This window comes from Bacillus sp. FSL R5-0286 (assembly GCF_038593245.1).
GTDB lineage: Bacteria > Bacillota > Bacilli > Bacillales > Bacillaceae > Bacillus > Bacillus altitudinis.
In genome coordinates this window covers 888,358-902,565 of sequence record NZ_CP151977.1, presented here as the reverse complement: position 1 = coordinate 902,565, position 14,208 = coordinate 888,358, and the positions used below count along the sequence as shown (strand labels likewise).

Here is a 14,208-nt window from a genome sequence, read left to right as displayed (position 1 = left end):
ACGTTTTGTCTTGTTTAGTTTTCAAAGATCATCTTCGTTATCGCTCAGAGGCGACTTTCTTAATATAACATTTGAGCATCGTGTGCGTCAAGTGTTTTTCTGAATTTCTTTTTGTCCGCTTTTCTTTAAAAGCAACTCAGTTGCTCATTAGCGACGTTTAATAATATACCATCATAATATTCATACGTCAATATCTTTTTTAACAAAATATCCTCGATGATAGATTTTTTGCCCCTTCGTCTCAATTGGCTCTACTAGCACAATTCCTTTTTCCACAAAGAAATCAATCATCACACTAAGATCAGGTGTGAAATGTTTGAGATCAGGATGTGCAAGAAGCTCGCCAAACAGCCAAATATCCTGCTGTTCCATGACATGACGCAAATGAGCCGCACCAATTTCTGCTTTTGAATGAATCAAGAAATCATTCGCTAGGAATAAAAGTTCTAACCGTTTATGAAGACTTTCGTGGCTTTCAATCAACTCTGAATAAAGTTTATATACTTCCGGCTCCATATGACGTACTTGGTTCCAAACGGTCACTTCTGGGTGGAAGCCTTTATCAATCACTTCAATACGCGCCAGATGATGCAGGGCATGCACAATGGAATTATATGCATCGAGGAATTGATTTGATTCAAAAAATGCTTTTCCTTCTATATATCTGCGAATGAGCTTGCCATATTCTAAACCAATTTTGAGCTTACGGTTAGAAAACGGGAATGTACTCAGTTCATCAATCAAGTTGAAAATATATTCATTTCGATCAAACAGGACTTTTCCGTTTAAAATCCAATCAATAATCCGCCTGTTGGTACCTAAGGTAATCCATTCCTTCAACTGATCATCTGTGACAACATTTAAAGAAGCTGTCTGGTGATCGGATTCATAGTGCTTAATAAATAAAGGTTCTTCCGCATCCTTTACGATGACTAGAAGCGCTGCATCAAAGTTATCCGTCTCAGAAGATACTTTATGCCTTCTTTCTACTATAATCACAGCTAATGTATCTGGATGACTTGCTCTCTCTTGATAAATAGGACGGAGAAGATTTTCCATAGTGATTCCTCCAATACTCGGGTGTAAGGTTCTTCTCTAATGCTATGTATTTCTCCTCATAGAATCAAAATTCCTTCAATACATGAAAAAAGATCGTTGAATCATTATAAGCAATTTATTCACAAAACTCTATAACTAATTCAAACAGAAAGGTAAAATGTGCTATATTGGAGATAAGGGGGACTAGGGATGGCGAAATACTCCAGTAAGATTAATAAAATCAGAACATTTGCACTTAGTTTGGTTTTTGTTGGTTTTTTGATCATGTATATCGGTGTGTTCTTTAAGGAATCGGTCTGGCTGTCGACCTTCTTTATGCTACTCGGCGTGTTATCGATTGGATTGAGTACAGCCGTTTACTTTTGGATCGGTATGCTTTCTACGAAGGCAGTCCGTGTCGTATGTCCAGGCTGTGAGAAGGAAACAAAAGTGCTTGGGCGGGTGGACATGTGCATGCATTGCAGAGAGCCACTTACACTCGATCCAGCATTAGAAGGCAAAGAGTTTGATGAATCCTACAATCGAAAAAAGTCATAAAAATAAGCTGACCATTCAACTGGTCAGCTTTTTCATTAATGATTTTCTTTTTTTGCACATTCTTGACAAGTGCCATAGATCTCCAAGCGATGATGACTTACTGTAAAGCCTGTCACATGGGATGCAAGCTGTTCTACTTCATCAAGGCCAGGATAGTGAAAGTCCACAATCTTTCCGCAGTTTTCACAAATCGCATGGTAATGGTCAGATGTCGCAAAATCAAATCGGCTTGAGGAATCCCCATACGTTAATTCTTTTACTAATCCAGATTCCCGGAAGACTCGTAAATTGTTGTAAACCGTTGCTACACTCATATTAGGAAATTTTCCTTCAAGTGCCTTATATATATCGTCCGCGGTTGGGTGTGTCATAGAATTTACGAGAAACTCCAAGATGGCATGGCGCTGCGGAGTAATTCGAACACCGGTTTCTTTTAGAGCGTCTAAAGCATCTTTTAGTTCGTGAGCAGCCATTTCATCATGCACCTCTCTTTTCAAAAATATTCTTATATTATAATCTTTATAAATAGTGTACCCCCAGAGCCGAAACTTTGTCAATTACAATCCTCTTTTTTACCTATTCTTCTATACAAAAAGACCGGCACGACTGCCGATCTCATCTCGTCAACATATTAAGCGTGAGCTTTCAGTTCCTCAAGCGCTTCTTCCACATGATCTTTCACCTTTACTTTACGCCACTCTTTCACAAGCTTTCCTTCTTTATTAATAAGAAACGTTGAGCGTTCAATTCCCATGTATTCCTTACCAAAGTTCTTTTTCAGCTTCCATACACCGAAAGCTTCAGACAATTTTTGTTCGTCATCTACAAGAAGCAGGAAAGGTAAGTCATGTTTTTCTTTAAACTTTTGGTGCTTGTCTTGACCGTCTGGGCTTACGCCGATGATGACAGCATCTAATTCCGCAAAGCTTTGATGGCGGTCACGGAAATCACAGGCTTCCGTTGTGCACCCCGGCGTCATATCTTTTGGATAAAAATAAAGGACAATGTGTTTCCCTTTAAAATCAGAGAGCTTTACTTTCTCTCCATTATCACCAAGTAATTCAATATCAGGTACTTGCTGCCCCACTTCGATTGTCATGATACAATCCCTCCAACCTATTTTTTCATTAGCCTATCCAATTTCGAGAAGATATTCAACTAAATACGCTTGCATCGGCATGTTAAAATAATGATAGACGACGTGATACGTTGAGATAGGAGGCTATTTATGAAATTCACCGAATCAGAAAAATTACATCAAGAGGCGCTGGAGCATATTGTTGGAGGGGTTAACAGCCCATCTCGTTCATATAAAGCAGTGGGCGGCGGGTCACCTGTTGCAATGGAAAAAGGCGAAGGCGCTTATTTTTGGGATGTTGACGGAAACCGTTATATCGACTATTTGGCAGCATACGGTCCAATTATTACGGGACATGCTCATCCTCATATTACAAAAGCCATCACGAAAGCAGCCGAGACAGGTGTCCTTTACGGAACACCAACGAAGCATGAAGTCACTTTTGCTAAGATGCTGAAGGAAGCGATGCCTGCTTTGGATAAAGTTCGTTTTGTCAATTCAGGTACAGAAGCTGTGATGACGACAATCCGTGTCGCTCGCGCTTATACAGGCAGAACAAAGATCATTAAGTTTGCCGGATGTTACCACGGTCATTCTGATCTTGTGCTAGTTGCGGCCGGCTCTGGACCTTCCACTTTAGGAACACCAGATTCAGCGGGCGTGCCTAAAAGTATTGCCAATGAAGTCATTACCGTTCCATTCAACGATATAGACAGCTACAAAGAAGCATTAGACCGCTGGGGTGATGAAGTAGCAGCTGTTCTAGTTGAGCCAATTGTCGGGAACTTTGGCATCGTAGAGCCTAAAGACGGTTTCCTGCAGCAAGTTAATGACCTGACTCATGAAAAAGGGGCTCTAGTCATCTATGATGAAGTCATTACAGCTTTCCGCTTTATGTATGGTGGTGCACAGGACTTGCTTCAAGTAAAACCTGACCTCACTGCATTAGGTAAAATTATCGGCGGCGGTCTTCCAATCGGCGCTTACGGCGGCAAAAAAGAAATTATGGAGCAAGTCGCTCCGCTTGGACCAGCCTACCAAGCTGGTACGATGGCAGGAAATCCCGCCTCCATCCTTTCTGGTATTGCATGCTTGGAAGTGTTAAAAGAAGACGGGGTCTACGAACGTCTGGATCAGCTCGGGGCAATGTTAGAAGAGGGAATTTTAGCCCACGCAAAAAAACATCAAGTAGATATTACAGTGAATCGCTTAAAAGGTGCTCTCACCATTTATTTTACAAAGGAAACGATTGTGAACTACGAGCAGGCTGAAAATACGAATGGCGAAATGTTCGCCCGTTTCTTTAAATTCATGCTCGCACAAGGTATTAACCTCGCTCCTTCTAAATATGAAGCGTGGTTCTTAACCATTGCACATACTGAAAATGATATTTCTGAAACGCTAAAAGCAGTAGATCATGCGTTTGAACAACTGAAACAATCATAATGAAGAGAAAAACAGACGTAAATTCATGCGTCTGTTTTTTTATTTACCAGCTCTTGATTGTCAAAAGCGAGTGAATCTGTTACATTTTTTCTCAATACCTTCTTTTGATGTTTTCATGAACTTTCAAAAATCACTTGAATATTTCGGAAGACCGCTGTATATTACTTAGTTGTTTCATCAAAATATTTATGATATATGACAAATGGTCATCTATTATCGAAAAGAAAGGAATGCAGGGACAAAACCAATGAAACTTGGAGCCCGTATTTTAAAAACTGGTATTGCCATTGTACTCGCGCTTTACCTGGCAACATGGCTTGGGTTGCCGACACCCGTCTTCGCGGGAATTGCAGCTGTATTTGCTATCCAGCCATCTATTTATCGATCATTTTTAACGATTGTTGATCAAGTGCAAGCCAATATTATTGGAGCAGCACTTGCCATTACGTTCGGTCTGCTTTTTGGCACAGGACCAGTCATCATCGGCTTAACTGCCGTCATGGTCATTGCGATTAATTTAAAGCTGAAGATTGAACACACGATTCCGATTGCACTCGTAACCGTCATCGCGATTTTAGAAAGTGCAGGGGATCATTTCCTTTCCTTTGCCTTAATTCGAACAGCAACTGTGGTGTTAGGCGTACTTTCTTCATTTTTAGTGAATTTGATTTTCCTGCCGCCAAAGTATGAAACAAAGCTTGTTCATCACATTATGGAAAATACGGAGGAGATTTTAAAATGGATCCGTCTGAGCTCCAGACAGTCTACTGATCATTCCACTTTAAAGGATGACATCGATCAAATAAAAGAACGCATGATCAAATTAGATCACATTTACTTGTTATACAAAGAAGAACGAAGCTATTTAAAGAAAACGACCTATGTCAAATCTAGAAAGCTTGTTTTATTCAGACAGGCAATCATGACGTCTAATCGAGCACTGTACTTGCTGAAAAAGCTTCATAAGTTAGAAAATGAAATTCATTTGATGCCAGAGCATTTCAGAGAGAGCTTAACAGATGAGATTGATTATTTGCTTTATTGGCATGAACGTACCTTAATGAAATTTGTTGGAAAAATGAAACCGCAGGACGATGACTTCCAAAATGAATGCTCTCTTCGTCTTGAAACATTAACGAAATCATTTATTCAGCACCAGCAAAATCAAGAAAACGACTTACTCGATTACAATATGCTGAATGTGATGTCGAGTATTATTGAATACCGTGATGAATTGGAGCATCTAGATACTTTGATTACAAGCTTCCAAACATATCACCCAAAAGATAGTGAGATTGAGACAGAAGAAAAAGAAGCTTAAATACAAAAGCCCGATTCTTAGAATCGGGCTTTTCGATTTAACAAATGTCTAAAATGATCTTTATTTTAGACATTTGTCTTCATTTCAGCGTAGTTGAAAACTCTTGCAGTCTAGGAAGGACGAGTACCGGAGCGGAGCGAATCTGACATTCGTGAGCACCGGCACGCAGGACTAACAACGAATGCGAGGGTTTGCCTACACGCTGAGACCGATTCTTAGAATCGGTCTTATTTTATTTTCTTCATTTTAGGATCAAGGGTGTCCCTTAATCCATCTCCCATCAAGTTAAAACCAAGAACCGTCAGCATGATCGCAATCCCCGGGAAAAATAAAGTCCATGGCGCTTGTACGAGATAAGGTCTCGCATCTGCAAGCATTTTCCCCCACTCTGGGCTTGGCGCTTGTGCACCTAATCCTAAAAACCCCAAGGCGGCCGCTTCGATAATGGCTGTACCAATCGCAAGCGTCGCCTGAACGATCACCGGCACCATACTATTTGGTAGAATGTGACGAAGAACAATGCGGCGGTGTGACATCCCGACTGCCTTTGCTGCTAAAACATATTCTTCTTGCTTAATGCTCAGCACCTTTGAACGAACCAGCCGCCCAAAAGTCGGGACGTTAATAATCGCTATGGCAATAAGGGCATTTTGTAAGGAAGGGCCTAAGATGGAAACGATCGCAATCGCTAATAGAATGCTAGGAAAAGCGAGTAAAATATCAAATAGTCTTGAGATGACAGCATCCAGCAATCTGCCGCCGTAACCTGCCATCAATCCAAGCAATGTCCCTAAAATAACCGACCCGAGAACGGAGAAGAAACCCACCCATAATGAAATCCGAGCTCCATGCACGACTCTAGAAAATATGTCTCTCCCGAAATCATCCGTACCAAACCAATGTGCAGCCGAAGGGGCACTAAATCGTTCGCCTAGTGACTGCTCGTTGATTCCATAAGGAGCAATGAGCGGTGCAAAGATTGCTAGGATAAGAAATAAAAAGACAATCACAGTGCCAATGACCGCCAGCTTGTGCTGAAAGAACAGTTTCATCGATTCAAGAATCAGTGATTGAGAGCGTTCTTCCTTTTGTTCAGGTGCTTGAAGCTCTTTTTGCGCTTCCATGTCGTCACTCTCCCTTCTCTAGTATTTAATCCTCGGATCAATGACTGCATACAAGATATCCACAATGAAATTGATCAGCACAAATATGAGCGCAACAACAAGAATGCCAGTTTGAATGACAGGATAATCACGATAGCTAATTGCATCGTAAATATACCGCCCAATTCCCGGCCAAGCAAAGATCGTTTCTGTTAAAATGGCTCCGCCTAGCAAGAGACCTGTTTGAAGACCAATAATCGTTAAAATCGGAATGAGCGCATTTTTCAGCCCATGCTGATAAATGATGAAAAATGAACGTACCCCTTTTGCTTTTGCTGTTCGAATAAAATCTGAATGAAGAACTTCCAGCATACTTGCCCTCGTAATCCTTGCAATAATCGCAGCAGGAATCGTTGCGAGAGCGGTACTTGGTAAAATTAAATGCTTGATGCTGTCAAAGAATTGATCAAATCGTCCTTGCAAAAGCGTGTCCAGCGTATGAATATAGGTGATCGACTCTACCGGATTTCTTACGTTTTCTCGTCCTGTAGTCGGCAAAATACCTAATTCAATCGAGAATAGCCACTGTCCCATTAAGCCTAACCAGAAAATCGGCATGGACACCCCAATGAGAGCAATAAACATGGCCACATAATCAAAGAAAGAATGTTTAAACCACGCACTAATGATTCCGGCATTCACACCGACAATAATCGCCAGCAACATAGCGAAGAAAGTCAATTCTAATGTAGCGAATAAGTAAGGCTTCATTTCCTGGGCAATAGCCGCTCCTGTTCGTATGGAAGTCCCTAGATCACCTTTTAAAAGCCCCAGCATGTAGTGACCATATTGTACGTACCACGGCTGGTCTAAACCAAGCTGAATCGTCAATTGCTCTACTGCTTCTTTCGTTGCCCGCTGTCCTAAGATGACCTGCGCCGGATTTCCAGGGATAAACCGAATAATAGAAAATACAACTAAGGTCATTCCGATCAGTACTGGAATGAGCATTCCTGCTCGCTTCATACAATAAGCAAACAAACAGCTTTCACCGCCTTTTCATTGTTTGGGTAAGGGAGATCGAACGATCTCCCTTATTTGCTTATTCGAAATATACGTCAGTCAATGCTTCGGAACCAGTCGGATGCGGCTGGTAGCCTTTTAAATCTTTAGATGCGGCGAGCATTGGAATTGAATGGACTAATGGAATCCAAGGCGCTTCATCATGAATGATTTCTTGAGCTTCTTGATATAATTCATTTCGCTTCTTTTGATCCGTATCGGTCTGCGCTTCAATGAGGATGTCATGCATTTTATCGTTTTGGAAGAATGTATAGTTGTTACCGCCAATACTGTCTTTATCCAATAGTGTGTAGATGAAATTATCAGGATCGCCATTGTCCCCTGTCCATCCTAATAAGAACACATCTGCTTCGCCTTTACTTGCTTTATCTAAATAAGTCGCCCAATCATATGTGACGATTTCGGCTTTGACACCAACTTTTTCAAAGTTTGACTGAATGACTTCAGCTACCTTCATCCCGTCTGGCATATATGGACGCGGCACAGGCATTGCCCAAAGCTTGATGCGAAAACCGTCAGGGAAGCCTGCCTCTTTCAATAGTTCTTTTGCTTTTTCCGGATCATATGGATATGGCTCAATCTCGTCATTGTAGCCTTCTAATGACGGAGGAAGTGGATTTTTTGCTGGCTCAGCAAGCCCTCCATAAAACGACTCGATGATTGATTCTTTATCAACTGCATAATTGAGCGCCTGACGAACCAACTTGTTATCAAGCGGCTTTCTCGTCACTGTCAGCCCGATATAACCTACGTTCATGGATGGTCTTTCAATCAGCTGGAGCGCTTTGTCTGTTTTAATGCCATCTAAATCGGACGGATTGACGCCATCCATTAAGTCGATTTCGCCTGTTTTAAGCGCATTTAAACGAGCAGAGTTTTCAGGAATAGAGCGGAAGATGATTTGTTTCAGTTTTGGTTTATCTTTTTGCCAGTAATCTTCGTTCTTTTCTAAGACAATACGGTCGTTCTGCTTCCATTCTTTAAACTTAAATGGTCCTGTGCCCACTGGGTTTTCTCTAAATGAATCACCGCTTTTTTCAACTGCTGCAGGACTAGCGATACCAAATGGTGACATGGCGATGTTTTTCAGAAATGTTGCTTGCGGGCGTTTGAGTTGAAATTCAATTTCATGCTCTCCTTTGACGATGATGTCTTTAATGACATGCCCTTTATCTTTTTTATAGCCGCCAAACATGCCGTAGTAAGGAAATTTTTCGGCATCTCCATTCATCCAGCGGTCAAAGTTGAATTTCACTGCTTCTGCATTAAAGTCTGTGCCATCGTGAAATTTCACACCTTCTCTTAAGTAGAACGTGTACGATTTTCCGTCCTTCGCAACATCCCATTCTGTTGCGAGGCCTGGATGGATGGTCGTGTCTTTTTCACCGTAATTCAAAAGTTTTTCAAACATATTCTCTGTGACCTTGAAGGTTTCGCCTTCTGTTGTTGTAATCGGATCAAGTGATGTAGAGTCTCCTCCTCTACCGAATACGAGAGTGTCTTTTGTGGCTTTTTCTTCTGATGTTGATGAAGATGAACAGCCCCCTAAAAATAACGCAAGTGCCAGCACAAAAATGAAACTACTGAATAACCATGTCTTCTTCATTGTGTTCCTCCTTTTGATATAAATAACACGCAGCTGCATGACCTGTTTCCTCCTCATACAAAGGCGGAACAGCTTGCAAGCATTGCGCCCACCTTTTTGGACATCTTTTATAGAAAGGACAGCCATCTTCTGACACCAGGGTGGATTCTTCCGCTGACACATCCTGCGTTTCCAGCACGTGATCCATATGTGGAATGGATTTCAGAAGAAGCGATGTATAAGGATGAAGGGGCTTGTGAAATACGTCCTCCGCAGGACCCATTTCTACAATACGGCCAGCATACATCACTGCAATTCGGTCGCTCATATACTTGACAACGCCTAGATCGTGAGAAATAAACAGATACGTCAGAGAAAGCGTCTTTTGCAATTCCAGCATTAAATTCAATATTTGCGCTTGAACCGATACATCTAAAGCGGAAACTGGCTCATCGGCAATCACAAGACTTGGATGAGTAATCAGCGCCCTAGCAATTCCAATACGCTGCCTCTGACCGCCGCTGAATTGGTGCGCATAACGGTCTCCATAGGATGGGTCAAACCCAACAATGTGCAGCATCTCTTTTACACGCTTTTGTCTTTCTGCTTTTGTTCCATGTTTATGAACAATGAGTGGTTCTTCTAAAATGTCTCTGATTTTCATTCGTGGATTTAAGGAAGCGTATGGATCTTGGAAAATCATTTGAATGTCTTTTCTGAAGGAACGCATGTCTCGTTCTTTCAGAAGCGTCACTTCTTTTCCTTTCATTTGGATTGAGCCAGAAGTCGGTTCGATTAATCTCATTAAGCTTTTGCCAAGGGTTGATTTCCCGCAGCCAGATTCGCCCACAATGCCGAGCGTCTCCCCTTCTTTCACGTGAAAGGACACTTGATTTAAAGCCAAAGTCGTCTGTTTGTGTTTAGAAAAAAATGCCGATGTGTCATAACGCTTCGTCAGTTGATTCACTTGCAACAGTGGGTGATTCAGTGTCTTCTCCTCCTTCCATTAGAAAACATGCGACGCGGTGATTGTGTGAAATGGATTGTAAAGATGGGTCTTTTTCAAGACATTGCGTCATTTGATATGGACAGCGTGGTGCAAATTGACAGCCGGACCGAATAGCTCCTGGCTTAGGTACATGACCCGCAATAGACATGAGTTTTTCTTTTTTCTCTTTAAATGATGGAACAGAGGCGAAAAGACCTTTCGTGTAGGGATGGAGAGGTTTTTGGAAAATACGGTCAACGGTTCCTTCTTCTACGATTCGACCGGCATACATAATCATGACACGCTGGCATATTTGCCGCACGACGCCTAAATCATGAGTAATAAATAAAATAGCAGTGTCCATCTCTTCATTTAACTTTTTGAGCAAACGAAGAATTTGTGCTTGGATGGTGACATCAAGTGCAGTCGTTGGTTCATCTGCAATCATGAGCTTTGGGTGACACAGCATCGCCATCGCAATCATCACACGCTGACGCATGCCGCCCGATAGTTCATGTGGATATTTTTTGAGTAATGACGCTGCTTGTTTCAGGCCAACCGTTTGAAGCAAATCTACTGCCTTCACTTTTGCTTCTTTTTGGCTGATAGCCTGATGTGTAAAAAGGGCTTCTGTCATTTGCTTGCCGATGGTCATGAGTGGATTGAGAGAAGTCATGGGTTCCTGGAAAATCATTGAAATGTCATTCCCTCTGACCTCTCGCCATTGTTTCTCCGAAAGTGACAGCAGGTTTTGACCTTCAAATTGTATATGACCTGTTGTTTCTGTTTGGTGATTCAGCCCCATTAAAGACATCGATGTGATGCTTTTCCCGCAGCCAGATTCGCCCACAATACCTAAGGTTTCTCCTTTTTGAATAGAGAATGAGATGTCATGGACGATCGGCACTCTCTGCTTTTTTTGCTGAAAGGCAATGGATAGCTGTTTGACATCTAGCAATACTTCTTGTTCTTTCACATCTTCACCACCCCGTCATACTTTTTAAAATTGTATTGAGACAAGCTGGGAAATATGTCATGTTTTTGACAAGCATAAAAAAGCCTATCCGCTAGAATCGGATAGGCTTCTACTAATTTAATGTTTGAATGGTAAATAGATGGCGATAGTGGCTGTCTCGGTTCATTAATTCCTCATGTGTTCCTTTTTCCACAATCTCGCCTTGTTCCATGACCACAATGAGGTCCGCATGTGTAATCGTTGATAAACGGTGCGCAACAATAAAAGTTGTGCGATCTTTTGCCAGCTTTTGCATCGCTTCTTGAATATAATGTTCACTTTCTAAATCAAGCGCAGACGTCGCTTCGTCTAAAATAAGCAGCGGTGGATTTTTAAGAAATACCCTCGCAATTGAAATTCGTTGTTTTTGACCGCCTGACAGCTTTACGCCACGTTCTCCTACCTTTGTGTCATATCCTTCAGGAAGAGACATGATGAACTCATGGGCATTAGCCGCTTTGGCCGCCGACACAATTTTCTCAAAGGATGCTTCTGGGTCTCCCACAGCGATATTTTCTTTAATGGTGTCACTGAATAAGAATGTATCTTGGAGGACCATCCCGACTTGATTCCGGAGGCTTCTTGCCTTGTACTCTTTAATATCAATGCCGTCAATTTCGAGTGATCCGCTTGTGACATCATAAAATCTTGGAATTAAGCTGACGAGCGTCGACTTCCCTCCGCCGCTCATTCCTACAAGCGCAACGGTTTGACCTTTTTCTACTTTCAAGGAGATATTGTGTAAAATTTCTTCCTGTGTATGTTCGTAACGGAACGACACATCTTTAAATTCTACCTCTCCTTTTAAGTGATTGGCTTCTTTTGCATTCGGCTTGTCTGTTACTTCATACGGTTCATCAATAAACTCAAAAATACGATCCATTGATGCTACTGACTGAGTTAAAGTCGTCGATGAGTTAATGAGACGGCGAATCGGGTTGTACATCCGATCAATGTAGCCGACAAAGGCAATCATTGTCCCAATTGAAAGCGACCCGTTAATGACGGTATAACCAGCAAAAGCAATGATGAGCAGCGGCGCAATGTCTGTGATCGTATTGACGACAGCGAATGTTTTGGCATTCCAATTCGTATGATTGATCGCTTTGTTTAAGAAATTTTTATTTTCATCGTGAAAATTCTCTTGTTCGTATTCTTCAATCGCAAAGCTGCGAATGACAGGCATTCCTTGTACTCGCTCATGCAGGTGCCCTTGTACCTCAGCCAGTGCCTGCGACCGCTCTTTTGTCAGCTTGCGAAGCCGTCCGTAAAAATACTTCACTGCTAACGCATACAGCGGAAAAATAATGACAGACACAATGGTGAGTTTAAGATCCAGTGTACACATAATGGCTATCACAATCAGGACGGTCATCAAATCAAGCCAAATGTTCATAAGCCCTGTGATGACAAATTCCTTTGTTTGCTCAACATCGTTGATGACCCTTGAAATAATTTCCCCTGTTCTCGTGTTGGCGTAATAACGAAGGCTCAACTTTTGAATGTGCGAGAACAGTTTTTCCCGAATATCAAATAATACTTTACTGCCTGTCCACTGCGCATAGTATTGTCTGTAGTACTCAACAGGCGGTCTCATCACTAAAAATAATACAAGCATGATTCCCATAATAATAAAGAGAGTGGATGTTTTTTCTTCAGCCGATCCAGAGCCTTGAATCACATCATCAATGACATACTTTAAAAGCAGAGGCAATGTTAAGGGGATCGAGAACTTAATCATTCCGATCACCATTGTCAATGCAATCTGTTTTTTATACGGTGTTACAAAAGCCATGTAACGTTTTATGACCCCCATGTAAATCTCCTTCCCAATCTATCAGTGCCTCTTATCCGTACGCAATCAAAAACCTGTTGGCTTTGAAAAGCCAAACAGGTTTTAGCTGCTGTTACTTATTTTGTATAACGCAAAAAACGTTCATACCACATATCCACAAATTCTGGAGCAAACGGTCCCTTCCGCTGGTGAATCCAATGCAGTAATGTATTTAGATGCTCTCGTAAGATACTATCGATTTCTTTTGGATAATTCATCTGCCTCTTATGATCTGCATATTCATCCTCATCCAAAATATTATACGTCATGTCCGGAAAGACTTTGACATCTAAGTCGTAATCAATATACTTAATCGCCTCTTCATCTGTCGCAAAAGGAGAGCTGATGTTGCAGTAATAATACACCCCATCATCTCGAAGCATCCCAATGACATTAAACCATTGTTTTGCATGAAAATAGCAAATAGCCGGTTCTCTTGTCATCCATGTTCGGCCATCGGATTCAGTCACCATTGTTCGATCGTTTGCACCAATGATACACAATTCCGTTGCTTTCAGAATGGTGGTTTCATTCCAAATTCTGTGGATCAAGCCATTATGTTTATAGCTTTGAATTTGGATGGTTTCTCCTTCCTTGGGATAGCCCATATTTTCTCCCCTACTTTCTATAACAAACAAACCTAACAGTCCAAAGACCTAATTTCCCAACTAAACATGTCTCTATTATATTATACCGTTACATCATTAAAAAATGAAATGAAAAAGCCATTCAACCCAATTGAACGGCACACTCTTTTACATCACGGTTGAGCTCTTCTCCATTTGTTTATACGAATTGATGACTTGTTCAGTCTGTTTTGTAAATAGTGTTTGGACTTTTTGCAGTTCCTCTCGTTTCTGTTTGATTTGATCATGAAGCTTATGCCGCTCTTCCTTTTTTTCACCTTGCAGCAATCGTTTTTCTGTCTCTAAGTACAGATCAAGTTCTCCTTGTACATCGAGCAGTTGATCCATAAGCTGCATTTGTTCTTTGACAAGCTGGTCGAAATCAGACATCTAACTCCTCCCTTTCATTCGTATCGACTTTTTGTATCTATACCATTTCTTGAAAGAAGGAAGAAGTCCTTTGACTGTTTATGTAGAGGTTTTACAGGTTTTGTCGGATGGTGGGGAGAGGCAAAAAGAAAAGCACTTCATTC

At 41.4% G+C, this 14,208-nt stretch carries 14 protein-coding genes; 3 read left to right on the top strand and 11 right to left on the bottom strand.

What is annotated here, in order from left to right; all coding sequences use genetic code 11:
- Positions 1-180: 180 nt before the first annotated feature.
- Positions 181-1,059, bottom strand: coding sequence for a nucleotidyltransferase-like protein (locus NST24_RS04455; RefSeq protein WP_025206981.1), 879 nt, complete (start codon positions 1,057-1,059; stop codon positions 181-183).
- A 189-nt stretch (positions 1,060-1,248) separates the two neighbouring features.
- Between NST24_RS04455 and NST24_RS04450 the strand changes: the two genes are divergently transcribed.
- On the top strand, positions 1,249-1,596 hold the full coding sequence (locus tag NST24_RS04450) for a YgzB family protein (RefSeq protein WP_007496750.1): 348 nt from the start codon (positions 1,249-1,251) through the stop codon (positions 1,594-1,596).
- A 35-nt stretch (positions 1,597-1,631) separates the two neighbouring features.
- On the opposite strand, the gene perR is transcribed toward NST24_RS04450, so the two are convergent.
- Both perR and bcp read right to left on the bottom strand, forming a co-directional pair.
- Entirely contained in the window at positions 1,632-2,069 is a 438-nt protein-coding gene (gene perR / locus NST24_RS04445) for a peroxide-responsive transcriptional repressor PerR (RefSeq protein ID WP_003217782.1), read from the bottom strand.
- A gap of 158 nt (positions 2,070-2,227) precedes the next feature.
- Complete coding sequence (gene bcp / locus NST24_RS04440; RefSeq protein ID WP_007496746.1) at positions 2,228-2,695, bottom strand: thioredoxin-dependent thiol peroxidase; 468 nt, start codon at positions 2,693-2,695, stop codon at positions 2,228-2,230.
- Positions 2,696-2,824: 129 nt separating this feature from the next.
- Here bcp and NST24_RS04435 point away from each other — a divergent pair, with 129 nt between their 5' ends.
- Together NST24_RS04435 and NST24_RS04430 are read left to right on the top strand one after the other, a co-directional pair.
- Entirely contained in the window at positions 2,825-4,120 is a 1,296-nt protein-coding gene (locus NST24_RS04435; RefSeq protein ID WP_342462387.1) for a glutamate-1-semialdehyde 2,1-aminomutase, read from the top strand.
- A gap of 247 nt (positions 4,121-4,367) precedes the next feature.
- Positions 4,368-5,441: an aromatic acid exporter family protein gene (locus NST24_RS04430; protein ID WP_024718258.1), complete on the top strand. Its 1,074-nt coding sequence runs from the start codon at positions 4,368-4,370 to the stop codon at positions 5,439-5,441.
- Between the two features lie 227 nt (positions 5,442-5,668).
- Here NST24_RS04430 and NST24_RS04425 read toward each other — a convergent pair whose 3' ends face one another.
- From NST24_RS04425 to NST24_RS04390, 8 genes are all read right to left on the bottom strand, one after another.
- On the bottom strand, positions 5,669-6,565 hold the full coding sequence (locus tag NST24_RS04425) for an ABC transporter permease (RefSeq protein ID WP_008341942.1): 897 nt from the start codon (positions 6,563-6,565) through the stop codon (positions 5,669-5,671).
- Positions 6,566-6,583: 18 nt separating this feature from the next.
- The gene (locus tag NST24_RS04420) at positions 6,584-7,585 is read right to left on the bottom strand and encodes an ABC transporter permease (protein ID WP_007496737.1); all 1,002 of its coding nucleotides are present in this window, start codon (positions 7,583-7,585) and stop codon (positions 6,584-6,586) included.
- Between the two features lie 61 nt (positions 7,586-7,646).
- Positions 7,647-9,233, bottom strand: coding sequence for an ABC transporter substrate-binding protein (locus tag NST24_RS04415; RefSeq protein WP_017358851.1), 1,587 nt, complete (start codon positions 9,231-9,233; stop codon positions 7,647-7,649).
- Positions 9,208-10,185, bottom strand: a complete 978-nt coding sequence (locus NST24_RS04410; protein WP_178896524.1) for an ABC transporter ATP-binding protein — start codon at positions 10,183-10,185, stop codon at positions 9,208-9,210. Before NST24_RS04410 ends, NST24_RS04415 begins: the two co-directional genes overlap by 26 nt.
- Complete coding sequence (locus NST24_RS04405; RefSeq protein WP_025206976.1) at positions 10,154-11,176, bottom strand: ABC transporter ATP-binding protein; 1,023 nt, start codon at positions 11,174-11,176, stop codon at positions 10,154-10,156. The genes NST24_RS04410 and NST24_RS04405 overlap by 32 nt, the downstream gene beginning before the upstream one ends.
- A gap of 112 nt (positions 11,177-11,288) precedes the next feature.
- A complete protein-coding gene (locus NST24_RS04400) occupies positions 11,289-13,031 on the bottom strand; it encodes an ABC transporter ATP-binding protein (protein WP_008341950.1) in 1,743 nt (580 codons plus the stop codon).
- 95 nt (positions 13,032-13,126) lie between these two features.
- Positions 13,127-13,657, bottom strand: a complete 531-nt coding sequence (locus NST24_RS04395; RefSeq protein ID WP_008341956.1) for a DUF402 domain-containing protein — start codon at positions 13,655-13,657, stop codon at positions 13,127-13,129.
- A gap of 147 nt (positions 13,658-13,804) precedes the next feature.
- The gene (locus tag NST24_RS04390; RefSeq protein WP_039167929.1) at positions 13,805-14,065 is read right to left on the bottom strand and encodes a YgaB family protein; all 261 of its coding nucleotides are present in this window, start codon (positions 14,063-14,065) and stop codon (positions 13,805-13,807) included.
- Between the last annotated feature and the right edge of the window lie 143 nt (positions 14,066-14,208).